Raw genomic sequence first — 23243 nt, 5'->3', positions numbered from 1 at the left:
CCGCAGAACAGACCGCCACCCGCACCACCGAACCCGTGGAACCGGAAGAAACCCCCACAGACTCAATCCGCGAGGAATACGAGAACCTCGTGGACCTGGTCCGGAAATACCGGTTCGCGTACTACCAGGAAGACGAACCCCTGGTCTCCGACGCCGAATTCGATGAACTGTTCCGGCGGCTGGAGGAAATCGAGGCACTGCATCCGGAGCTGGTATCCAACGACTCGCCCACCCAGGAAGTGGGAGGGGAAGTCTCCGCCGCCTTCGCTGCCGTGGAGCACCTGCAGCGGATGTACAGCCTCGAGGATGTTTTTTCCCTCGATGAACTTGAAGCCTGGCTCACCAAAGCGTCGGCCAGTATCGGGAAACTCGGTGACGGATCGCAGCAACCGGCCTGGCTGACCGAATTGAAGATCGACGGCCTGGCGGTCAACCTGCTGTACCGGGATGGCAAACTGGTCCGCGCCGCTACCCGCGGTGATGGCACCACGGGGGAGGACATTACCCATAACGTCCTCACCATCAAGGAGATCCCGCAGGAGTTGAGCGGGGAAGGGTTTCCGGCGGAGATGGAAATCCGGGGCGAGGTGTTTATTCCGTCCCAGGCCTTCGCCGAGTTCAACGAAGCGCTGATCGAAGCAGGCAAAGCGCCCCTCGCAAACCCGCGCAACGCCGCAGCGGGTTCATTGCGCCAGAAGGACCCGGCCGAAACAGCCAAACGGCCCCTGAAGATGTTTGTCCACGGCATCGGCGCCCGCGAAGGGCTCCAGGCGCGCAGCCAGTCCGAAACGTACGCCGCACTGAAGGCCTGGGGCCTGCCGGTGAGCCCGTACTCCGAAGTGCTGGGGAGCCTTGACGAGGTCCTTGACTTCATCAAGCGGTATGGGGACAAGCGCCACAAACTGCTCCATGAGATCGACGGCATCGTGGTCAAGGTGGATGACTTCGCGACCCAGCGGGCCCTCGGCTACACCACCCGGGTGCCGCGGTGGGCTGTCGCCTACAAGTACCCGCCGGAGGAAGTGCACACCAAGCTGCTGGACATCCAGGTGAACGTGGGCCGCACCGGCCGCGTCACGCCCTTCGGCATGATGGAGCCGGTCAAGGTGGCCGGGTCCACCGTGGAAATGGCCACCCTGCACAACCAGGACGTGGTCAAGGCCAAAGGCGTGAAGATCGGCGATATCGTGGTGCTCCGCAAGGCCGGCGACGTCATCCCGGAAATTGTGGGCCCGGTCCTGGCGCTGCGCGACCAGCAGGATCCTCCGGTCCGCGACTTCGTGATGCCCATCGAGTGCCCCTCCTGCGGCACGCCCTTGGCTCCGGCCAAGGAAGGCGACGTGGACATCAGGTGCCCCAACTCAAAATCCTGCCCGTCGCAGTTGCGGGAGCGTGTGTTCCACCTTGCGGGTCGTGGCGCCTTCGACATTGAAGCCCTCGGCTGGGAAGCTGCCATCGCCCTCACCCAGCCGGCCGAGCCCGAGGTTCCGCCGCTCACCACCGAAGCTGCGCTGTTCAGCCTCACCCCGGAGCTTCTGGCTGACGTCCGCATCAGGCGTGAGAAGCGCAGCAAGGGGGTGCCCACCGGGGAGTTCGAACTGGTGCCCTACTTCTACAGCAAGGGCACGGCGAAGTCACCGTCCAAGCCCACCGCCACCACCGAAAAGCTGTTCAAGGAGCTGGAAAAGGCCAAGACCCAGCCGCTGTGGCGGGTCCTGGTGGCCCTGTCCATCCGGCACGTCGGCCCCCGGGCATCGCGGGCGCTTGCGCAGGCCTTCGGCAGCATGGACGCCATCCGTGCTGCTTCGGAGGAAGACCTGGCACATGTTGACGGCGTGGGCCCTACCATTGCAGCCGCCCTGAAGGAGTGGTTTGCCGAGGACTGGCACGTTGACATCGTGGACCGCTGGGCTGCAGCCGGTGTCCGCATGGAGGACGAGCGGGATGAGTCCATGCCGCGGACCCTGGAGGGTCTCACCGTGGTGGTGACTGGCTCCCTGCCGAACTTCAGCCGGGACGAGGCGAAGGAGGCCATCCTGCTGCGCGGAGGCAAAGCCGCAGGTTCCGTCTCCAAAAACACCAGCTATGTGGTGGCCGGCGAAAACGCCGGAACCAAGCTGGACAAGGCTGAACAGCTGGGCGTACGCGTGCTGGATGAGGACGGCTTCCGGCAGCTGCTGGCCGGCGGTCCCGCTGCCCTGGGGGACGGCACTGGTGCCGCCCAACCGGCAGAGGCGGAGGCAGCCTCATGAGTGGTGCCGGGGCAGCACTGATATCGCCGGCCGAACTGTTGGAGGTGGCCAGGGAAGCCGCAGCGGCGGGCGCCCAAGTCCTTGCCGGCCGGAACGGTGACGCGCTCCAGGTCAGCAACAAGGGCGACGCCGGCGATTGGGTCACCGCGTTCGACATCGCCGCTGAGAACGCTGTTCGTGGCGTCATTACGGCTGCGCGGCCGGGGGACAGCATCACCGGTGAGGAACACGGGACCACCAGGCCGGCGGACCCTACCGGCTACCGCTGGTCCATCGACCCGCTGGACGGCACCACCAACTTCATCCGCAACATCGTCTACTACGGCACCTCTGTTGCGGTGGCGGATTCCGACGGCGCCTGGCTGGCCGGCGTCGTCAACGCCCCTGCACTGGGCCGCATCTACTACGCTGCCCGCGGCCAGGGCGCGTGGCTGGACGAAGCCGGAACCCTGACCCGGTTGGAAGGCCCCGTCCCGGGCCGCAAGGGGCAGATCCTTGCCACCGGCTTCAACTATGATCCGCTGGTCCGCTCCGAGCAGGCCGCCCAGTTTGCCGGACTGCTGGAGGGGTTCGCGGACGTCCGCCGGCTGGGATCCGCCGCCCTGGACCTGTGCATGGTGGCGGACGGCACGCACGACGCCTTCGGCGAACGGGGGCTGAACGAGCATGACTTCTCCGCCGGCGCCCTGATCGCGGAGGAAGCAGGGTGCTGGGTCCGCCGCCCGAGGCTGACAAGCCCGCTGGATGGCGGGCCCACGGACGAGGAACGGCTTGACGCCTGGACCTGCGCGGCCAGCCTGGAGCTGTCCGGCAAATTTCCGCTCTGACTGCCGGTGCCGGCCAGGACTGCCGGTCCCGCCCTGAATGATAGTTCAGTCACGGAAAGCCGGGTTTAGCAGGGTGGTACTGGTCAGTACCACTACCATTGATGGGTGCCTTCGCAGATAACCGTCCGTCCCGCCGTCGAATCCGATTTCGACGCCGTTGCCCGCATCACCAGGGATTCGTACCTGGCAGCCGGGTATTTTGACGACGCCGGGCACCCGTATATGCGCAAGGTCCAGGACGTCGCGGAGCGCGCCGGCCAGGCCACGGTCTGGGTGGCAGAGCGGGGTGGAGACGTGGTGGGGTCGGTGACCCTGGCGTTGGCCGGCGAGCCGTACGCGGACATCGCCCTGCACGACGAGCTGGAGTTCCGCATGCTGGTGGTGGACCCGGCCGTGCAGCGCAGCGGCGCCGGCAAGGCCATGATGGCCGCCATTGTGGCCCACGCCAAGGCACTCGACGGGATCAACGCCGTCTCGCTGACCACCGGAAGCACCTGGAAAAGTGCACGCGGCCTGTACAACAGGACCGGCTTCGCCCGGGTGCCGGACCGGGACTGGTTTGTCCCCGGAACTGACATAAAACTGCTGGTTTACCGGCTGGACCTGTAGCCGCCCTAAAGTGGTGCCGACTCATTCCAGCTTTGAAAGGCCCACCATGCGCAAAACCTTCGGCACCGGCTCCGTCTGGGAACAGACCCTCGGCTACTCCCGCGCCGTCCAGGTGGACAACACCCTGTACATTTCCGCCACCGCAGCCAGCGGCGAGGACGGCATCGTGGGGAACGATTTCTACACGCAGACCCAGTTCATCCTGCAGAAGCTCGGCAAGGTCCTCGCGGACGCGGGCTTCAGCTTCGAGGACGTGGTCCAGTCCAAGCTGTACCTGACGGACATCAGCAAGTGGGAAGAAGCCGGCCGCGCGCACGGTGAAGTGTTCGGCGACATCCGGCCCACCCTGTCCCTGGTCCACGTCCTGCCCTTCCTGGACCCCGAAATGCTCGTCGAAATCGAACTCGTGGCGCAGAAGAGCGCGAACTAACTTACCCCGCCGGCAGGCCGTAGCGGTGCTCCGGCCTGCCGGTGGTGCCGTAGCGCAGCTGGATGTCCACGGCGCCGTCGTCGGCCAGCGAAGACAGGTACCGCTGCGCCGTCGCCCGGGAAACACCCACCCGGCCTGCAACCTCCGCCGCCGAGTACTGCTCACCGGGGACCAGGGACTCGAGCACCGCGGCCTCCGTGGCGGACCTGGGCCTTGACGACGGCGAAACGTCACCGGGGATGAGCGAGCGCTTGGCCCGCTCCACCGCATCCTGGTCCAGCGCTCCCGGCTGGGACAGCAGACGCCGGTACCGGGCATAGGACCGCAGCTGCTGGGACAGGGACTCCGAGGTAAACGGCTTCAGCAGGTAGCCCAGGGCACCGCGGCGGAAGGCCACGCGGATGGAGGCTGCGTCCGAGGCGGCGCTGAGGATCACCGTGTCCACATCCAGTTGCTGCAGCAGGTCCAGCCCTGAAGCGTCGGGCAGGTAAACGTCCAGCAGCACCAGGTCCGGCCGGAGGCTATGGATGGCCTGCAGCGCCAGCGACGCCGTTCCCACCGGCGCCAGCGCCAGGAACCCCGCCACCGAATCCACATAGGCGGCGTGCAGCTTGGCCACGTGGAAGTCGTCATCCACGATCAGCACCCGAAAATCATCAGCCATGGTGGTCCTTTCCTGCGGCATCCCGGGACGCCGCATCATTGAGCCGGGAGTCCTTGGTCCCCGCCGTAGTCCCAGCAGTGGTGCCGGGGAGAGTTGCCATAAAGACTGCTCCAGGGCCGCCCCGCCGTCCGCGTTCGAGCAACTTCACGTCCCCGCCGCGGCGCCTGGCCAGCTGGCGGGCCAAGGCAAGCCCGAACCCCTGGCCGCCGCCGGCACGTACAGGGCCGGAAGCGGTGGTGAAACCTTCGGCGAAGACCGCTTCGGCGTCCGTTTCCTCCGCCAGCCCGTCGCCCGAGTCGGCGACCACCACATGGAGCGTGCCGCCGTCGTCGCCCGGCTCATCCAGCACCTCCAGCTCCACCCAGCGGTCCTCCGCCGAGCCGGCCACGGCGGCATTCACGGCATTGTCGATCAGGTTGCCCAGCACTGTGGTCACGTCCTGGGCGTCGGTGACCTGCCCGCGGACCAGGGTCTCGGGCCCTATCCGCAGGGCCACCCCCCGCTCGTCGGCCTCCACGCCTTTGGCTCCGACGAAGGCCTGCAGGTACGGGTCCTGGAGCAGCTCGGCCTGGTCCACTGGGAATTTCAGCGGCCCGGTGGCGGCCAACCGGGCAAGGTACTCGCGGGCCTGCTGGTGCTGGCCAATGCTCATGAACCCCGCGATGGTGTGCAGCTGGTTGGCGAACTCGTGCCGCTGCGCCCGCAATGCGGTGGACATGGTGCCCACGGCGTCGAGTTGCCGGGTGAGCTGCTGCAGCTCCGTGCGGTCGCGGAGCATCACCACCCAGCCCAGGTCCTCCCGCCGGTGCAGGGCTTTGCGTGCGTTGGCCACCAGCACCCGGCCGCCCGCCACGAGTTCAACGGCGGAAGTATCGCCGGAGCCAGGCCGGGTCAGGGACTTCAGCAGGTCCGGTACGGGGGCGTCCGCCCAAGGGGTTCCGGCGAGGCCGCCGAGCCCCAGCAGGCGCTGGGCGGCGGCGTTGAAAACGGTGATCCTGCCGTCGGCGGAAACACCGATTACGCCGTCGTCCACACCCTGGAGGACCGCCACCTGGTCATGGACCAGGGTGCTGATCTCTTCCGGCTCCAGGCCCAGGGTGAGGCGCTGCAGGCGGTGGCGCAGCAGGAAGGATCCCAGGACGCCGGCGAGCAGGGCGCCGGTAGCAGTCAGCGCAACCGGGCCGATGTCCCGTTCCACGCTCTGGCCCACGGTTTCCATGGAATACCCCACGCTGACCTCGCCCACTACGGTGCTGCTGCCGGGGGCGTAGACGGGAACCTTCGCACCGGCGGACGGACCAAGTGTTCCGGTGTTCCGGGTGGTCACCTCCTGGCCGGACAGCGCCTCGGACGGATCGGTGCTCACCCTTTCGCCGAGCCGCTGCGGATCCGGATGGGCAAGCCGTAGACCTGTTTCGTCGGTGATCACCACAAACAGCGCACCGGTCCGGATGCGTACCGCTTCGGCGGATGCCATCAGCGGTCCGGCGGCGAGTTCGGAGGGCGGGGGAGTGCCGGGCTGTTCGCTGATGGCCAGTACGTCGGCCCGGATGGACGGATCCGAGGCTACGGTCCGGGCCAGCGTCAGTGCCTGGTTCTCCGCCTCGCGGCCCACCCGGTCATACGTCAGCCAGGCATGGACCGCGGCGCTGAGCAGAACCACCAAAAGCACCACCGCCAGCTGCAGCAGCAGCGTTTGCGTGGAGAACCGCAGCGGCGCGCGGGGACTGGAACGCGGCATGATCCTCCTCGATCGGGGTGGGTGATTCGGGCCCGCAAAGCCCGTGAGCACAATGAGCTAAATGCTCGCAATAAGCAGTATGCCAATCAATTGAGCCAAAGGCACTGCCGTGACGGCGGCCACCCTAAAGTCTGTAGCACGCGTCACACCGCTGTGCCGCTGTTCACAAAGAAGGAGCCCAGCCGTGCTGGTATTACTTGGATTCGCCATGATCGCGGTATTCATGGTGCTGATCATGACGAAGAAGTTGACGCCAGTGCTGGCGTTGATCATCGTCCCCACAGTTTTTGGCCTTTTCGCCGGCGCCGGCCTGGGCATTGGCGACATGGTGATGGACTCGATGAAGTCCATGACCTCCACAGCAGCCCTGCTGATGTTCGCCATCATCTACTTCGGCCTGATGATCGACGTCGGGCTGTTTGATCCGCTGGTCCGTTTCATCCTGCGCAAGCTGGGCAACGACCCCGCCAAGGTGGTCCTGGGCACCGCCCTGCTGGCAGCTGCGGTATCCCTGGACGGCGACGGATCCACCACCTTTATCCTCACCACCGCCGCCATGCTGCCGATCTACCTGCGGCTGAAGATGAGCCCCGTGGTCCTTACCTGCGTGGCGGGCCTGGCCAACGGCACCATGAACATCGTGCCTTGGGGCGGCCCCACCGCCCGCGCCGCCAGCGCCCTGAAGATCGACGTCAATGAGGTCTTCGTCCCCATGATCCCGTCCCTGGCCGCCGGCCTGGCCGTTGTCCTGGTCTTCGCCTGGGTCCTGGGCCTTCAGGAACGCAACCGTCTCCGCGCCACCCAGCCCGAAATCTGGGGAGTGCCTGACACCGCTGAAGCGTTCGACGGCGGCAGGCCGGCCGGCGGCAGTGGCACCTTCAGCGGCGGCGCAGGACGCAAGGGGAACAACCCCGGCGGAGCAGTTCCCGCCGTCGACGGTTCCGCCGGCTCCTCCGTTGCAGTCCTGGAACGCACCGAAACACTCGTGGACGAAGACAACACCGCCATGGCAGGCACTGCCCTGGATCCGAACCGCACCACCCTGCGCCCCAAGCTGCAGTGGTTCAACCTGGCCCTCACGGTGGCCGTGATGGGCATGCTCATCGCAGACCTCGTGCCCCTGCCGTACGTCTTTATGGTCGGTTCCGCCATCGCCCTGCTGGTCAACTTCCCCAAGGTCAAGGACCAGGGCGCCCAGCTGATTGCACACGCACCGTCCATCGTTGCCGTGGTCAGCATGGTCATGGCCGCCGCTGTCCTCACCGGTGTCCTCAAGGGCACGGGCATGGTGGAAGCGATGTCCGCCTGGCTGGTCCAGATCATCCCGTCCAGCATGGGCCCGTTCATGGCCGTTATCACCGGCCTCCTGAGCATCCCCATGACGTTCTTCATGAGCAACGACGCCTTCTACTTCGGTGTGCTTCCCGTCCTGAGCGAGACTGCTGCGCACTACGGCATCAGCGGCGCCGAGATGGCCCGCGCCTCCATCACGGGCCAGCCGTTCCACATGCAGAGCCCGCTGGTTCCCGCCATCCTGCTCCTGGTATCGCTGGCCAAGGTTGACCTGGGCGACCACCACAAGAAAGTCCTGTGGCGTGCGGCAGTTGTTTCGCTGGTCATGCTCGGAATTGGAGTGCTGACTGGAGCTATTGGTATCGGCTAGTCTGTACCTGCCGCGTGTTGCCCCTTGTGGGCAGTACCCCGGCATGAAGGTGCCCGTCTGACGCCCGCTGGGGGTCGTCAGACGGGCATCTTCGTTTCCCCACTAGAATGGATCGGAAATCAATTCGAACTTTGCAGGGGAGATCCATGGCTGCGATCAACCGTGACGATGTTGCGCATCTCGCGCGGCTCGCTCACATTGAGATGAGTGCTCAAGAGCTGGACAGGATGGCCGGAGAACTCGCCGTCATCGTTGATTCGGTCAAATCCGTCAGTGAAGCCGCCGGTGACGACGTGCCGGCCACATCCCACCCCATCCCGCTCAGCAATGTCTTCCGTGAGGACGTTGTGGGGCACACCTTCACAGCGGAACAGGCACTTTCCGGTGCACCGGACTCGCTCGAGTTCCGCTTCAAGGTTCCGGCAATCCTGGATGAGGCATAACCATGACTGACAACAACGAACTCATCCGCCTCTCAGCCGCTGACCTGGCTGAAAAGCTGGCTGCCGGCGAGGTGACCTCGGTGGAGGTCACCCAGGCATATCTGGACCGGATCGCCGCGGTTGACGGCGGAGAACGCGGCGTCAACGCCTTCCTGCACGTCAACGCCGAAGAGGCGCTCGCCGTCGCCGCCGAGGTGGACGCCATCCGCGCCGCCGGCGGAGCGGAAGCCGAAGCACTGCATGTGCTGGCCGGTGTGCCTATCGCCGTTAAGGACCTCATCGTCACGGTGGGCCAGCCCACCACCGCAGGGTCGAAGATCCTCGAGGGCTGGCACAGCCCCTACGATGCCACCGTGGTGGAGCGCCTGCGCGCCGCGAAGATGCCCATCCTGGGCAAGACCAACCTGGACGAGTTCGCCATGGGTTCCTCCACGGAGCACTCCGCCTACGGCCCCACGCGCAACCCGTGGGACCTGGACCGGATCCCGGGCGGCTCCGGCGGCGGGTCCGCGGCGGCGGTTGCTGCCTTCGAAGCACCCCTGGCCCTGGGTACGGACACCGGCGGGTCCATCCGCCAGCCGGGCGCCGTCACCGGCACCGTGGGCGTGAAGCCCACGTACGGCAGCGTGTCCCGCTACGGCGCCATCGCCATGGCCTCCTCGCTGGACCAGATCGGCCCCGTTTCGCGGACCGTCCTGGACTCGGCACTCCTGCACCAGGTCATCGGCGGGCACGACCCCCACGACTCCACTTCGCTGCCGGACCCGCTGGCGGACCTCGTCGCCGCAGCGAAGACCGGCAACGTTGAGGGCCTGCGGATCGGCATCATCAAGGAACTCCATGGCGAGGGCTACCAGGCCGGCGTAGAAAACCGCTTCAACGATGCCCTGGAGCTCCTCAAGGAGGCAGGCGCGCAGATCGTTGAGGTTTCCTGCCCCAACTTCCAGTACGCCCTGGGCGCCTACTACCTGATCATGCCCTCCGAGGCGTCCTCCAACCTCGCAAAGTTCGACGGCGTCCGCTACGGCCTGCGCGTCCTGCCCGAGGACGGGCCCATGACCATCGAACGTGTCATGGGTGCCACCCGCGCCGCCGGCTTCGGCGACGAGGTCAAGCGCCGTATCATCCTGGGCACCTACGCCCTGTCCGCCGGCTACTACGACGCCTACTACGGCTCCGCGCAGAAGGTCCGCACCCTGGTCCAGCGTGACTTCGAGGCTGCCTTCACCGTGGCGGACGTCCTGATTTCGCCCACGGCCCCCACCACCGCTTTCCGCCTCGGCGAGAAGCTGGACGATCCGCTGGCCATGTACCTGAACGACGTCGCCACCATCCCCGCAAACCTCGCCGGCGTGCCGGGCCTGTCCCTGCCAGGCGGCCTTGCGGACGAGGACGGCCTCCCCGTAGGCATCCAGCTGCTGGCCCCGGCCCGCGAGGACGCCCGCCTGTACCGGGTTGGCGCCGTGCTGGAATCGCTGCTCGAGGCGAAGTGGGGTGGCCCGCTGCTGGCCCAGGCCCCGGATCTGGCCGCTGCCGTGGCCGGAGCCGCCTCGCCGGTGGCTGAGCCTGTCCCGTCGGTGGTTGAGCCTGTCGAAACCCTCGAAGCCCAGGAGGCAAAATAATGAACACCGACGCAATCCTGAGCTTCGAAGAGGCCATGGAGAAGTATGATCCCGTCCTGGGGTTCGAGGTCCACGTGGAACTCAACACCAAGACCAAGATGTTCTCCTCCGCCCCGAACGTTTTCGGCGACGAGCCCAACACCAACGTCAACGAAGTGGACCTCGGCATGCCCGGCGTCCTGCCCGTGGTGAACAAGGCAGCGATCGAGTCCTCGATCAAGATCGGCCTGGCCCTGAACTGCAAGATCGCCGAATCCTGCCGCTTCGCCCGGAAGAACTACTTCTACCCGGACACCCCCAAGAACTTCCAGACCTCCCAGTACGACGAACCCATCGCGTACGACGGATACCTGGACATCGAACTCTCTGACGGCACGGTGTTCCGGGTGGAGATCGAGCGCGCCCACATGGAGGAGGACGCCGGCAAGCTGACCCACATGGGCGGCGCCACCGGACGTATCCAGGGAGCAGACTTCTCGCTGGTGGACTACAACCGCGCCGGCGTCCCCTTGGTGGAAATCGTCACCAAGCCCATCGAGGGTGCCGGTTCCCGCGCGCCTGAGCTGGCCAAGGCCTATGTGGCCGCGGTGCGCGAGATCGTGAAGAACCTCGGTGTGTCCGACGCGAAGATGGAGCGGGGCAACGTCCGCTGCGACGCCAACGTCTCGCTCCGCCCGCATGGCCGCGAACGGTTCGGCATCCGGTCCGAGACCAAGAACGTGAACTCGCTGCGCGCCGTCGAACACGCGGTCCGTTACGAGATCCAGCGGCACGCCGCGGTGCTGGACTCCGGCGAGCCGGTCATCCAGGAGACCCGCCACTGGCACGAGGACACCCGCACCACCACGTCCGGCCGTGCGAAGTCCGACGCCGACGACTACCGCTACTTCCCGGAACCGGACCTGGTTCCCGTGGTTCCGTCCCGCGAATGGGTGGAGGAGCTGCGGGCCACGCTGCCCGAGCCGCCGGCCGCCCGCCGCAAGCGTCTCCAGGCGGACTGGGGCTACTCCGACCTGGAATTCCGCGATGTAGTGAACGCCGGGGTGATGGACGAGATCGAGGAAACCATCGCCGCCGGTGCTTCCGCCTCCGTCGCCCGCAAGTGGTGGATGGGCGAGATCGTGGGCCGCGCCAAGAACGCCGACGTGGACCCGGGCCAGCTCGGTGTCCAGCCCGCCACCATCGTGGAGCTCGCCCGCATGGTGGAGGAAGGCAAGATCAACAACAAGATGGCCTCTGAGGTGCTGGACGGCGTGCTCGCCGGCGAAGGCACCCCCGCGGACATCGTGGAGAAGCGCGGCCTGGCCGTGGTCTCCGATGACGGGCCCCTGCTCGAAGCCATCGACGCCGCCCTGGCCGCGCAGCCCGACGTCGCAGACAAGATCCGCGGCGGCAAGGTGCAGGCCATCGGTGCCATCGTGGGCGGGGTCATGAAGGCCACCCGTGGCCAGGCCGACGCCGCCCGGGTCCGCGAGCTGATCCTGGAGAAGCTGGGCGTCACCGTCTAGCCCGCCAACCCCAACTGGGTAGCGCCAAGTGTCGTTTTGAGCGTTCATAACGACACTTGGCGCTACCCAGTTTTGTTTTAAGTAGTACTCAGGTCACCGTCGGCCGCTGACTACTCGTGTGCAGCGGCACGCGGCGGTCCTACACTGAAGCTCCAGGGCGCCGGTTCCAGGGAGGCCGGCCCTGCCGCCGTTGTGGGAGGTATGTTCAATGTCTGTCCGGGGACCGTTCAAATACCGCAAAGCCGTACTCGCGGGGGTCGTCGCGCTGGGTCTGACCGGGACGGGGGCGGCCTTTGTGTGGGCAGCAAGTGACCCCGCCCCGCCGTCGCCCTCGCAGTCACAGTCCGAGCGCGGCAAGTCCGATGATGCTCCGGGGCAAAAAAAGCCGGACAAATCGCAGCGCCCGCAGCATCTCCACAGCGAAGGCGTGGTCAAGAAGGCCGACGGCACTTTCCAGACCATCCTTGAACAGCGCGGCACGGTGGAGGCCGTCAGCGACACCTCGATTACCGTCAAGAGCGAGGATGGCTACTCCCAGGCGTACGCGGTCAACGCGGACACAAAGGTCACCAAGGCTCCGGCCGCCGAGCCGGACGACTCCGAGGGAAGGGACGACGGCGGCAAGCGGCTTAAGCCGGCCGAGGGAACCATTGCGGACATCGCCACCGGGGACGCCGTCCGGGTGTCCGGAGTGAAGGACGGCGACCAGGCCACGGCGGAGCGGATCGCGGAGGGCGCCGGCGACGGACCCGGGTTCGGGATGGGCCGCGGGCACGGACACGGCAAGGGCCACTCAAAGTAGGTAGCGGCAAGTGTCGTTTTGGACGCTCAGAACGGCACTTAGTGCTACCCAGTTGGGTCAGCCCTGTTCCACCAGCCCGGCCATGATGCCCTGCAGCGCTTCCGAGACGATCATGACCGAACGGCGCTTCAGGTTTTCCGGCCGGGCCAGCAGGTCGATCCGGCGCCGCGTGCTGATGCCCTCAAGCGGCCGCAGCACAATGTCCGGATTGAGTACCGGGCCCGCCGTGTACCGCGGCAGCAGCCCCACCACGCCGCCGGCAGCCACCAGCGCGGCCACGGTGGAGTAGTCGTTGATCCGGTGGACGATGTTCAGCTCGCTGCTGGAGACGGCCGCGACGGCGGACAGGACATCGGCGGGGGAGTAGCCGGTGTGGCTGGTCACCCAGGCCTCGCCGCCGACGTCGTCCGCCGTGACGGCAGGCTTCCCTGCCAAAGGGTGGCCAGCCGGCAGGGCAACATCCAGCGGCTCGTGCGCGAGCGGTATCACCGTGACCCGTTCGGCGGGCCAGCGCGGGCTGTGGTCCATCCGGTGGGCCAGGACCAGGTCGTAGCGCGCCGTCAGGGCGGGGAAATCCTGCTGCGCCACGTCCTCGTCGGACAGCTCGATCCGCGGCTGGCCCGGGGCATCGAGGATCCTCGCCAGCGGTGCAAAGACGGCCTGCCCCACACTGTGGAAACCGGACAGGGTGACCCTGCCGGCCGCCTCGCCGTGATAATTCCCGATGGCGCCGCGGGCGTCCGCCATGGCGCTGACGACGGCGGCACCGGCGTCCGCCAGCACCTGGCCTGCCTCGGTGAGCACCAGGTTACGGCCCTCTTTGCGCGTCAGCGGGACGTCCACAGTGCGCTGCAGCAGCGCCAGTTGCTGGGATACCGCCGAGGGAGTGACCATCAGTGTGTCCGCTACCGCCTTGACGCTTCCCAGGGCGCCGAGTTCGCGCAGGATTTCCAGCTGGTGTATCTCCATGCTTTCAGTCTATGCGTTAGCTTTTGCTACATCGTTGATTGAGAAATTAGCGGTTGTGCTAAAGCTTCTTCCTCGCTGTAATGAGGAGGTCAGCACCCGCCGACGACGCAGACAACGTGACGCAGACAAAGAGTAAGGAAGCCGATGAAGGCTTTGTACAAGGCCGGCCCACAGGCCGGTTTCGAGTTCGTGGACCGCCCCGAACCGGTGGCCGGCCCGGCCGACGTGAAGATCCGCGTGATGACTACCGGCATCTGCGGTACCGACCTCCACATCCAGTCCTGGGACTCCTGGGCGCAAGGGATCATCGAAGCTCCCCTCATCCCCGGTCACGAGTTCTACGGTGAAGTGGTGGAGGTGGGTGAGGACGTCCGCGACGTCAAGGTGGGGGACCGGGTGTCCGGCGAAGGCCACGTGGTCTGCGGAATCTGCCGGAACTGCCGGGCGGGCCGTCGGCAGATGTGCATCCACACGGTCAGTGTGGGCGTGCAGCGGGACGGCGCGTTTGCCGAATACGTGGTGATCCCCGAAACCAACGTCTGGGTCCACCACGATCCCTCCGTGACTCCTGAACTCGGCGCCATCTTCGACCCCTTCGGCAACGCCGTGCACACGGCCCTGAGCTTTCCGCTGGTGGGCGAGGATGTGCTCATCACCGGAGCCGGGCCCATCGGTTTGATGGCCATCGCCGTCGCCCGCCACGCCGGTGCCCGCAAGATCGCCATCACCGACGTGTCCCCGCACCGGCTCGAACTGGCCCGCCGACTGGGCGCAGACCTCGCCATCAACGTCGCCACCACCAGGGTCCGCGATGCCCAGCGTGAGCTGGGCATGCGGGAAGGATTCGATATCGGCATGGAGATGTCCGGCCACCCCACCGCCCTGCCGGAGATGATCGACAACATGAACCACGGCGGCCGGATCGCGATGCTGGGGCTGCCCAGCCAGGACATCACGATTGACTGGGGCAAGGTGGTGACCCACATGCTGACGCTCAAGGGCATCTACGGCCGCGAAATGTACGAGACCTGGTACGCCATGAGCGCCATGCTCTCGTCCAACCCCGTGCTGCACGCCGGCATCTCCGCCGTCGTTACTGATACGCTCCCTGCCACCGACTGGGAAAAGGGTTTTGACCTGGCCCGCAGCGGTGCGGGCGGAAAAGTTGTCCTCGACTGGACCCGACTCTAAGGAACACCATGTATACCTCGATCAAGGACCAGCTGGGCGCCGAGCTGGAGGAGATCCGCACCGCAGGGCTCTTCAAGACCGAACGCAGCATCAACTCGCCCCAGTCAAGCCACATCACCGCCGGTGCCCTCGGCCAGCCGGGTTCGGATGTATTGAACTTCTGCGCGAACAACTACCTGGGCCTGGCTGACCACCCGGAGATCATCAACGCGGCCAAGGCGGCCATGGACGAGCGCGGCTTCGGGATGGCCAGCGTGCGCTTCATCTGCGGCACCCAGGACCTGCACCTGGAACTCGAAGCCCGCGTCTCCCGGTTCCTCGGAACCGAGGACACCATCCTGTTCTCCAGCTGCTTCGACGCCAACGGCGGGGTCTTCGAATCCCTCTTCGGCCCGGAGGATGCCATCATCTCCGATGCCCTGAACCATGCCTCCATCATCGACGGGATCCGCCTCTGCAAAGCACAGCGGTACCGGTACGCCAACCAGGACATGGCGGACCTGGAGGCCAAGCTGGTGGAAGCAAAAGATGCCCGGCGCAAGATCATCGTCACCGACGGCGTTTTCTCCATGGACGGGTACCTGGCGCCACTGGAAGCGATCTGCGACCTCGCCGAGAAGCATGATGCCCTGGTGATGGTGGACGACTCGCACGCGGTCGGCTTCATGGGGGCAACCGGGGCAGGAACTCCCGAACACGCCGGTGTGTCGCACCGGGTGGACATCTTCACAGGCACATTCGGTAAGGCACTGGGCGGCGCCTCGGGCGGATACGTCTCCGGCCGCAGTGAAGTGGTGGCCATGCTCCGGCAGAAGGCCCGCCCCTACCTGTTTTCCAACTCGCTGGCCCCGGCCATCGTGGCCGCAACCATCAAAGCCCTGGACCTGGTGGAGAACTCGGCGGATCTGCGGCGTCAGCTCTTTGAGAATGCCGCACTGTTCCGGCGCCGCATGACTGAGGAAGGCTTTGACTTGCTGCCCGGCGAGCACGCCATTGTCCCGGTGATGTTCGGTGACGCCGTCCTGGCCGCCAAGGTGGCGGACCGGATGCTGCAGCACGGCGTCTTCGTCACCGCCTTCAGCTTCCCGGTGGTTCCGCGCGGGGCAGCGAGGATCCGCGTGCAGCTTTCGGCCGCGCATTCAGCGGACGACGTCGAAGCGTGCGTGGGTGCCTTCGTCGCCAGCCGTGCCGAGGTGGCAGGCTGAGGACGCGGACGCAGCCTAACGACGCAGCCTGCGGGCGGTCACAGCCCGGCATAACTCTGCAAGGATGAAGGCATGGCAGCACACTACGACGTCCTGATTGTTGGCGGCGGCATCGCCGGGTTGTCCCTTGCCTCTGCCCTGGCAGGGAATTGCACTGTTGCGCTGGTGGAGGCGGAGCAGGAGTTGGCGTACCACACGTCCTCCCGCTCCGCCCGCCAACTCATCCCCAGCTACGGCCCGGCAGTGGTCCAGGAACTGACAGTCCGGACCCTGGAACTGATCGCAGCGCGCGATGCCGAACTGCCCGAGCCGGTGCTCTCGCCGCGCAGTTTTATGCTGATTGGCACGGAGGACGCGGTGGCAGCCGAAGGGAGCGGGCACATGCGGTCCATCACCCCGGCCGAAGCGCTGGAGCTTTGCCCCGCACTCGTCCCCGGAACATTCAGCGCCGCCGGACTGGATACCGGCTCCTTCGGCTGCAACGCGCCCCTGCTGCTGGCGGACCACCGTCAACGGGCGCTCGCCGCCGGCGTGGACATCATTACCGGAGCCCGGGTCCACTCCGCCCAGCGCGTGGGCTCGGGCTGGCAGGTGGGCGCTGGGATGGAAGCCCTCGAAGCCGGCGTCCTGGTGAACGCTGCCGGCGCGTGGGCGGACGAAGTGGCCGTCATCAGCGGGGTGGAGAAGCTCGGGCTGCAGCCGTACCGGCGCACTGCGGCGATTGCCGCCGTCGAACGCCCCCTGCCTGAACACAGCCCCATGGTGGCGGCAGCGGACAACACGTTCTACTTCCGCCGCGACGGCGGGGACGTCCTCATTTCGCCCTCCGAAACCGTGCCCAGCGGCCCCGAAGACGCCAAGCCCCGGCCCGGGGACATAGAGCGCCTGGTAGCCCGGCTGAACCAAGTGACCACCCTGGGCATCACCGAGGTCCGCAAGGCGTGGACGGGGCTGCGGACAGAAGCGGCCGACGGCGTGCCCGTGGCCGGTTTTGACGCAGAAGCCCCGGGGTTCTACTGGCTCGCCGGCCAAGGGGGTTACGGCTTCCAGACTTCAGCGGCTATGGCGGAACTGGCCGCCGCCCAGATCCTTGCGGGCCAGAGTACGACTGAACCAGCGGCGACGGGTCCGGCATCCCGGACAGCGCAGGCGCTGGCGGCCACCCGCTGGTCCGTCCGGCGCTGAAGAATGGTCCTATGAGCACCCTGATCACCAATATCGCCGAGCTGATGACCCAGGACCTGGACCACCGGGTCTTGAAAGATGCCGCTGTGGTGATTGAAGGCGAGCGGATTTCGTGGGTTGGTGCTGCAGCCGACGCTCCCGCTGCGGATGACGCCGTCGACGCCGGCGGACGTGCCGTGCTCCCCGGGTGGGTGGACTCGCACACCCACCTGCTGTTCGCCGGCGACCGGACGGCCGAATTCGAGGCGCGGATGGCGGGTGAGTCCTACTCCGCCGGTGGTATTGGGGTGACCATGAACGCCACCAGGGCAACGTCCGACTTCGACCTCACCCGGCTGGCGCTGGGCCGGGTGGCCGAAGCCGTCTCGCAGGGAACCACCTACCTTGAGACCAAGACCGGGTACGGCCTGGACGTTGAGCATGAAGCCCGGAGCGCGCGCATCGCCTCCACGATTGCGGACCAGGTGACCTACCTTGGCGCGCACCTTGTCCCCGCTGGGCAAGATCCGGACGACTACCTGGACCTTGTGTGCGGACCGATGCTCGCCGCCGTGCGTCCTTATGCGCAGTGGGCCGACGTGTTCTGTGAGACGGGGGCGTTCGACGCCGAGCAGTCCCGCCGGGTCCTGCTGGCCTGCCGCGACGCCGGCCTGGGACTGCGCGTCCACGGCAACCAGCTCGGCGAGGGGCCCGGTGTCCAGCTCGCGGTTGAGTTCGAAGCCGCCAGTGTGGACCACGTGAATTACCTGGCCGACAAGGACGTGGATGCCCTGGCCGGGACCTGGGCGGGGTGGGATGCCGCCACCGGAACCGGTACCCGCGGCACGGTGGCAACATGCCTGCCTGCCTGCGACCTCTCAACCCGCCAGCCCCTTGCCCCGGCACGGGAACTGCTCGACTCCGGTGTCCAGGTGGCGCTCGCCTCGAACTGCAACCCGGGCACGTCCTACACGAGCTCCATGGCCTTTTGTGTGACGACCGCGGTGCTGCAGATGCATCTGAGTGTCCACGAAGCCGTCCGGGCTGCAACCTACGGCGGGGCTCTTGCGCTCGGGAAGGACAAGGGGAACGACGCCGATGGCGAACGGGCGGTGGGTTCCATCGCCGTCGGACACCGTGCTGACCTCCACCTGCTGAACGCGCCGTCCGCGACGCACCTCGCGTACCGCCCCGGCATGCCGCTGACGTACGCTGTATGGCGGGCCGGAGCCCGGGCTCGCTGAAACCATCCCTCAAAGTGACGTTAGATGATCATTTAGGTTCTGTTATGATCAGAAAACGTCATCGATGCTGATGGCGCGAGTATCTGGAGGCACTTGCATGACCCGCACCGACCGTCTGACGGCAATCCTTGACCTCCTCGCCAAGACCGGCCAAGTGGAGGTCGATGAGATCGTCAGCACCCTCCACGTCTCGCCTGCCACGGCCCGGCGCGACCTGGACAGCCTGGCCAAACGCCGGCTGCTCACACGGACCCGGGGTGGCGCCACAACGGGTGCCCTTGCCTACGACCTGCCCGGCCGGTACAACCGGGATGATCACGCCGAGGCCAAGCAGCAGATCGCCCAGGCCGCCTCCCGCCTCATAGCTCCCGGCGCCGTCATCGGCCTCTGCGGCGGCACCACCAGCACCGTGCTGGCGCAGATCCTGGCCACCCGCGAGGACCTCAACGCGCCCTCCAACCAACCCACCCTGACGGTGGTCACCAACGCCATCAACATCGCCGGGCAGTTGGCCGTGCGGCCCAACATCAAGGTCATGGTCACTGGCGGCATCCTGAACCCGAGGTCCTACGAACTGGTGGGCCCCTACACGGACATCATTATGCAGAAAGTGGTGCTGGACATCGCCTTCATCGGTGTCAACGGCATCGATCTCGAGGTAGGGCCAACCAATACGGGGGAGGGCGAAGCCTCGGTCAACGCCCTGCTGGCCAGCCGCGCGCGCGTTTCCTACGTGCTGGCCGACTCCTCCAAGGTTGGGGTGCGTGCCTTCGCCACCATGGACGGGTACAACTTCACCCGCCTGATCACGGACTCGGGCATCTCGGCGCGGGACAAGGCGGCGTTCGAGGCCAACGGCACCGAAGTGATCGTCGCCGGCAGCTGAAGCTTTGAGCTGGAACCATACTTAGGCGCTGATCCCGCGCCGCCACGTGTGACCGCCGGCCAATCAGCCTGGATCCAGAAACTGCAGGCAAGATGGGTACATGCTGGTTCCCTCCCGCCGTCGTCTGCGGATCGAAGTCTGGATTGTCTTAGGCCTGTCCTTGGGGCAGTCTGCCGTGTACTCAGTGGTGCAGCTCCTGGACAAGATGACCCGGGCGCCGCTGGCGGAAGGTACCTCCACTCTCAACCGTTCGCAGAGCACGCGGGAGTATTTCGACCTCACCTACCAGCTGCTGGACATCATTTTCGCGCTGGTGCCGGTGCTGCTGGTGATCTATTTCCTCACCGACCAGCGGCAGGCGGCGGCGGGCGACGGCGGCAACCCTGGTTCTGCATTCCGCAAGCTGGGCTTCAACTTCGCACGCCCGGGCCGGGACATGTTCCAGGGGCTGGGACTGGCGGCGCTGATCGGCATCCCGTCCCTTGGCCTGTACGCCGCGGGCAGGGCGCTGGGAATCACCACCGCGATCATTCCGAGCGCACTGGACGCCTACTGGTGGACGGTCCCGGTGCTGATCCTGTCCGCGATCCGCCACGCCGTGGTGGAGGAAGTCATCGTGGTGGGGTACCTTCTGGACCGGTTTGGAAAGTTCGGCTGGAGCGTGCCGCTATCTATTCTGGTGAGCTCACTGCTGCGCGGCAGCTACCACCTGTACCAGGGCTTCGGACCATTCATCGGCAATTTTGTGATGGGGGTGGTCTTCGCGTGGCTGTATACCCGGACGCGGCGGGTAATGCCGCTGGTGATCGCCCACGCACTCCTGGACATCGTGGCGTTCGTGGGATTCAGCCTCTTCGGCAGGGCAGTCGGGCTGGGCTAAGGCAGGCAAGCTGACGCAGCCCAAACTAACGCAGCCAGGTTGATGCGGCCGCCCTGACACCGTCACGCTGACGCGGCCCAGCTCACACGGTTAGGCCTGAAGCGGCCCAGTTGACAGGGTTAGGCCTGAAGCGGCCCGGTTGACAGGGTTAGGCCTGAAGCGGCCCGGTTGACAGGGTTAGGCCTGGAGCGGCCCGGTTGACAGGGTTAGGCCTGGAGCGGCCCGGTTGACAGGGTTAGGCCTGAAGCGGCCCAGCTGACACGGTTAGGCCTGAAGCGGCCCAGCTGACAAAGCAAGGTTCGGTCGACCACTGTTGAGCCTTGTCGGAGTGCTTCACCCGCCCAGCCCCGTATGCTGGCATGCGTGATCTGCAGGTCGTCGGGCGGCCCTCTTAGATTCCGGGTTCGCTAAGAGCGGCCGTGGAGGAACCGCTCGAGTTCTTCTTCTCCTGGGGAGGGGCCGTAGACAAAGTCCGGGGGCAGGCAAGTTGGATTGAGGCGGACAGGCAGCAGTTGCTCTGGCTGCTGTTGTCCTGGCTTCGATTGTTGTGGCCAGTGGGGTGGTTCCCAGTCCTGGTGTTCGCTTTTGTAGTGGCGGCCGGTGGGTGAGGTCCAGCCGGGTGGTTCGGTTTTGGTTGCCGGGGTGGGTTTCCAGCCGCTGGTGTGTCGGAGTTTGTGGTGTTTCGGGCAGGGCTGTCCCAGGTTAGAAATCCCCGTACTGCCGCCCTTATGCCAGGCGAGAATATGGTCAGCCTCGTTGTCCAGGGATGGGTTGTTGCAGCCGGGGAACGGGCATTTGCCGTCCCGCAGCCTCAGCCATTGCCGCATCGCCTTGCTCACCCGGTAGCTGGTCCGGCCAATCTCCAACGGCGCGCCGTCCCGCGGATCTACCAGCACACGGTAGAACGAGGCGGCACCATCAGCGATGAGCCTGCGCGCCATCGAGGGCGGAATAGGCCCATACCCGTCCAGCATTGCCGGCTCATCAGTCTGGCCCATCAGGGAGAGGGCCGGCACGGTGACCAGCACCTGCGCCCGGATCCCCGACAACGGGCCCGGCGCCGCATCGGCGCTGGTTCCGGCATCGGCACCGTTGCCGTTGCCGTTGCCGTTGCCGGTGCCGGTGCCGGGCAGAGTATGGGTTCCGTCGGCACCGCCTGCATGGGCACGCCCGGAGTGGTTGCCGCTGCCAAGAATCGCTTCGGTAAAGTTGTCGGCCGTTAACTGGGTGAGGGTACGGGGCTCGTCGGGTCCCTGCATCCCGCGGGCGAGGGCGGTGAGCCGGTTCCAGCCCGCCATCGCCTGGTCCGCGGGCAGGCAGGCGGACAGCCAGGCCATCCCGTCGCGGTCCGGCCGGTATTCCACCCGCCGGTCCGCCACACCCTTGGCATGGCGCTTCTCGATGGATTCGGGGTGGTGGCGTTCCCGCCAGTTCCTGGCCTTGGCACGGAACCGGTAGGCGGGCAACTCCCCGACCGGCGCGGCCGTAGACGGCCGGGGCACGTCCGGGTCCAGGAAGTGGGCCTCAAGTGCGGCGGCGCCGGCGGGGTCAAGGCCAGCTGTTTCCTCCACCATGACCAGGGCGTGCGGCCAGGTGATCGTCCCGGACTGCAGCGCCGAGAAGGCCAGCGGCAACTCCTTGGCCACCGTGTGGGACGCGGCCAGGAACGCGCCGGCTGCCCGGGGACCGAGTGCCAGGAGGGCGCCGATTTCCGCGGCGACAGCCATTTCCAGTGCCTGCACCGGGGCGTCCGGCCCCGCGATGAGCTGGGCAGTGTCCGAGTACGTCACGGCAGCGCGGGCCTTCACAGCGGCGATCCCGGCCTCAGCGGTCCGCGTCCCGGCGAGGATGTCCAGGCACCCATCAGCTAAACCGGCCAGCGGATCGGCATCCGAGTATGGCTCCGCACCACACCCAGACGCCTCGGCGTTGAGCACGGCAAGGGCGGCCTTGATGTCCTCAAACGCCTTCACCACCGCCGCTTTACCCATACAGCAATCATCGTGAGGGGGTCTGACAAAACAGGGCCTTCAGAAGCTATCCCAGGAAATTTCTTAAAAATTTTTTTGGCGTTTTCCATGAAAGCCCAGGTCACCAGGTGATGGCGCGTTGCGGGGAAAGCTGCGGGAGGTGATGGTGGATTTCTCTTCAACCCGGAAATCGGGATCCTTCGGACGATCGGGGAATATGGCTGCCGGCCCAGACTCAATCCCGGACGGGTCCGGAAAATGGATTCGGCCGCCATCAACTGGTGACGCCGTTGTCACCGGCTGATGGCGGCCGAAGTTTGGAAGGACAGGGTGCCCAGGCGATAACCGGGGCGCACCACTACTATGCCCGGGCCGGGCGGCCCGGGCATCGGACGGAGGGTCAGATGGTGACGGCTCCGCTGGCGGTTTCGAAAGTGACGGACAGGATGCCGGGCGTACCGTGCGGCGCCACCCAATCAACGGCTACGTCTTCGAGGGGCTTTTCCACCGGCTCGCCCAGCCACTCGGTGACCCGTGCAGCCGACCCGGCAATGGTGAGGCAGCTCATCTTGACGTTGCTCTCGTAGGCGTTGGACGGGTGCAGGGACGGATCGCCCTCCCACTTGAGCATGTAGGGAACCTGGGGGTCGGCGATCAGGCCGAGGATCCCGATCTGCTTCCAGACCAGTTCGCGGCCGTCAGGAAACTTGCGGTTGCCGTTGACGGCCGAGCGTCCAAGCCGCTCTTCAAACGGGGCGAGGTCGTCCACTTCGACACACCAGCCCATCCAGCCGCCGCCCGCAGCAGACCGGGCACGCACGGCCTGTCCAAACGGCGCCTTGTCCGAAGCAGGGTGGTCCAGGACCTCCACGACTTCGAGGTATTTGTGCCCGGCGAGGGGGATGATCATGTTTCGGGTGCCGAACCGGGGGTGTACCCCGCCCTTCACTGCCTCGACGCCGAGGGCAGAAGAAATACGTTCGGTGGTGGCCGCCAGGCCATCGTGTTCACAGGCGTAAGAGACGTGATCCATGCGCATGCCATCATCTTGGCACTTTGTGATCGGGCTCTCAGCTAAGGGTACCCTTACTGGGATTTTCGCTGGTCAGGCCCCACAAATTCGCACCAGGGCGGTAAAGATGTCCAGGACCATGTTCGTCACAATGCTGTCGG

General features: G+C 66.3%; 20 protein-coding genes. 15 read left to right on the top strand and 5 right to left on the bottom strand.

Annotated elements, in window-relative coordinates:
- The first annotated feature begins 35 nt into the window (after nucleotides 1–35).
- The 4 genes from ligA (at nucleotide 36) to QRN11_RS19135 (ending at nucleotide 4118) form a co-directional block, all read left to right on the top strand.
- On the top strand, nucleotides 36–2252 hold the full coding sequence (gene ligA, locus QRN11_RS19150) for an NAD-dependent DNA ligase LigA (RefSeq protein ID WP_285314087.1): 2217 nt from the start codon (nucleotides 36–38) through the stop codon (nucleotides 2250–2252).
- Nucleotides 2249–3079: an inositol monophosphatase family protein gene (locus tag QRN11_RS19145; RefSeq protein ID WP_502935054.1), complete on the top strand. Its 831-nt coding sequence runs from the start codon at nucleotides 2249–2251 to the stop codon at nucleotides 3077–3079. Before ligA ends, QRN11_RS19145 begins: the two co-directional genes overlap by 4 nt.
- Nucleotides 3080–3184: 105 nt before the next feature.
- A complete protein-coding gene (locus QRN11_RS19140; RefSeq protein WP_285314074.1) occupies nucleotides 3185–3688 on the top strand; it encodes a GNAT family N-acetyltransferase in 504 nt (167 codons plus the stop codon).
- A 46-nt stretch (nucleotides 3689–3734) separates the two neighbouring features.
- Nucleotides 3735–4118, top strand: coding sequence for a RidA family protein (locus QRN11_RS19135; RefSeq protein ID WP_091418300.1), 384 nt, complete (start codon nucleotides 3735–3737; stop codon nucleotides 4116–4118).
- Between the two features lies 1 nt (nucleotide 4119).
- On the opposite strand, the gene QRN11_RS19130 is transcribed toward QRN11_RS19135, so the two are convergent.
- The gene (locus tag QRN11_RS19130; protein WP_091418523.1) at nucleotides 4120–4782 is read right to left on the bottom strand and encodes a response regulator; all 663 of its coding nucleotides are present in this window, start codon (nucleotides 4780–4782) and stop codon (nucleotides 4120–4122) included.
- Nucleotides 4775–6523, bottom strand: coding sequence for a sensor histidine kinase (locus tag QRN11_RS19125; protein ID WP_285314073.1), 1749 nt, complete (start codon nucleotides 6521–6523; stop codon nucleotides 4775–4777). The genes QRN11_RS19130 and QRN11_RS19125 overlap by 8 nt, the downstream gene beginning before the upstream one ends.
- A 184-nt stretch (nucleotides 6524–6707) precedes the next feature.
- On the opposite strand from QRN11_RS19125, the gene QRN11_RS19120 reads away from it, so the two are divergent.
- The 5 genes from QRN11_RS19120 (at nucleotide 6708) to QRN11_RS19100 (ending at nucleotide 12561) form a co-directional block, all read left to right on the top strand.
- Entirely contained in the window at nucleotides 6708–8186 is a 1479-nt protein-coding gene (locus QRN11_RS19120) for a CitMHS family transporter (RefSeq protein ID WP_285314072.1), read from the top strand.
- A 146-nt stretch (nucleotides 8187–8332) separates the two neighbouring features.
- Entirely contained in the window at nucleotides 8333–8629 is a 297-nt protein-coding gene (gatC, locus tag QRN11_RS19115) for an Asp-tRNA(Asn)/Glu-tRNA(Gln) amidotransferase subunit GatC (RefSeq protein ID WP_091418296.1), read from the top strand.
- A gap of 2 nt (nucleotides 8630–8631) precedes the next feature.
- Entirely contained in the window at nucleotides 8632–10251 is a 1620-nt protein-coding gene (gene gatA, locus QRN11_RS19110; protein WP_285314071.1) for an Asp-tRNA(Asn)/Glu-tRNA(Gln) amidotransferase subunit GatA, read from the top strand.
- Nucleotides 10251–11759 carry an Asp-tRNA(Asn)/Glu-tRNA(Gln) amidotransferase subunit GatB gene (gene gatB / locus QRN11_RS19105; protein ID WP_091418292.1) on the top strand — a complete coding sequence of 503 codons (1509 nt, stop codon included), beginning with the start codon at nucleotides 10251–10253 and terminating at the stop codon, nucleotides 11757–11759. Before gatA ends, gatB begins: the two co-directional genes overlap by 1 nt.
- A gap of 208 nt (nucleotides 11760–11967) precedes the next feature.
- Nucleotides 11968–12561, top strand: coding sequence for a hypothetical protein (locus QRN11_RS19100; RefSeq protein ID WP_285314070.1), 594 nt, complete (start codon nucleotides 11968–11970; stop codon nucleotides 12559–12561).
- A 57-nt stretch (nucleotides 12562–12618) separates the two neighbouring features.
- On the opposite strand, the gene QRN11_RS19095 is transcribed toward QRN11_RS19100, so the two are convergent.
- Nucleotides 12619–13530, bottom strand: coding sequence for a LysR family transcriptional regulator (locus QRN11_RS19095; protein WP_285314069.1), 912 nt, complete (start codon nucleotides 13528–13530; stop codon nucleotides 12619–12621).
- 144 nt (nucleotides 13531–13674) lie between these two features.
- Here QRN11_RS19095 and tdh point away from each other — a divergent pair, with 144 nt between their 5' ends.
- From tdh to QRN11_RS19065, 6 genes are all read left to right on the top strand, one after another.
- Nucleotides 13675–14721, top strand: a complete 1047-nt coding sequence (gene tdh / locus QRN11_RS19090) for an L-threonine 3-dehydrogenase (RefSeq protein WP_091418286.1) — start codon at nucleotides 13675–13677, stop codon at nucleotides 14719–14721.
- Between the two features lie 8 nt (nucleotides 14722–14729).
- Nucleotides 14730–15926 carry a glycine C-acetyltransferase gene (locus tag QRN11_RS19085; RefSeq protein ID WP_285314068.1) on the top strand — a complete coding sequence of 399 codons (1197 nt, stop codon included), beginning with the start codon at nucleotides 14730–14732 and terminating at the stop codon, nucleotides 15924–15926.
- Between the two features lie 72 nt (nucleotides 15927–15998).
- On the top strand, nucleotides 15999–17111 hold the full coding sequence (locus QRN11_RS19080; RefSeq protein WP_285314067.1) for an NAD(P)/FAD-dependent oxidoreductase: 1113 nt from the start codon (nucleotides 15999–16001) through the stop codon (nucleotides 17109–17111).
- A gap of 11 nt (nucleotides 17112–17122) precedes the next feature.
- Nucleotides 17123–18334, top strand: a complete 1212-nt coding sequence (gene hutI / locus QRN11_RS19075; protein WP_091418281.1) for an imidazolonepropionase — start codon at nucleotides 17123–17125, stop codon at nucleotides 18332–18334.
- A gap of 97 nt (nucleotides 18335–18431) precedes the next feature.
- Nucleotides 18432–19220: a DeoR/GlpR family DNA-binding transcription regulator gene (locus QRN11_RS19070; protein ID WP_285314066.1), complete on the top strand. Its 789-nt coding sequence runs from the start codon at nucleotides 18432–18434 to the stop codon at nucleotides 19218–19220.
- Nucleotides 19221–19320: 100 nt separating this feature from the next.
- The gene (locus QRN11_RS19065) at nucleotides 19321–20100 is read left to right on the top strand and encodes a CPBP family intramembrane glutamic endopeptidase (RefSeq protein ID WP_285314065.1); all 780 of its coding nucleotides are present in this window, start codon (nucleotides 19321–19323) and stop codon (nucleotides 20098–20100) included.
- Nucleotides 20101–20507: 407 nt separating this feature from the next.
- On the opposite strand, the gene QRN11_RS19060 is transcribed toward QRN11_RS19065, so the two are convergent.
- Together QRN11_RS19060 and QRN11_RS19055 are read right to left on the bottom strand one after the other, a co-directional pair.
- Nucleotides 20508–22091, bottom strand: a complete 1584-nt coding sequence (locus QRN11_RS19060) for an HNH endonuclease signature motif containing protein (RefSeq protein ID WP_285314064.1) — start codon at nucleotides 22089–22091, stop codon at nucleotides 20508–20510.
- Nucleotides 22092–22470: 379 nt separating this feature from the next.
- Complete coding sequence (locus QRN11_RS19055; RefSeq protein ID WP_091418275.1) at nucleotides 22471–23109, bottom strand: VOC family protein; 639 nt, start codon at nucleotides 23107–23109, stop codon at nucleotides 22471–22473.
- Between the last annotated feature and the right edge of the window lie 134 nt (nucleotides 23110–23243).

The organism is Pseudarthrobacter sp. fls2-241-R2A-168 (genome assembly GCF_030209335.1).
In the GTDB taxonomy this organism is placed as follows: Bacteria; Actinomycetota; Actinomycetes; order Actinomycetales; family Micrococcaceae; genus Arthrobacter.
The sequence above is the reverse complement of the archived record's forward strand: the minus strand, read 5'-3'. Positions and strand labels throughout refer to the sequence as shown.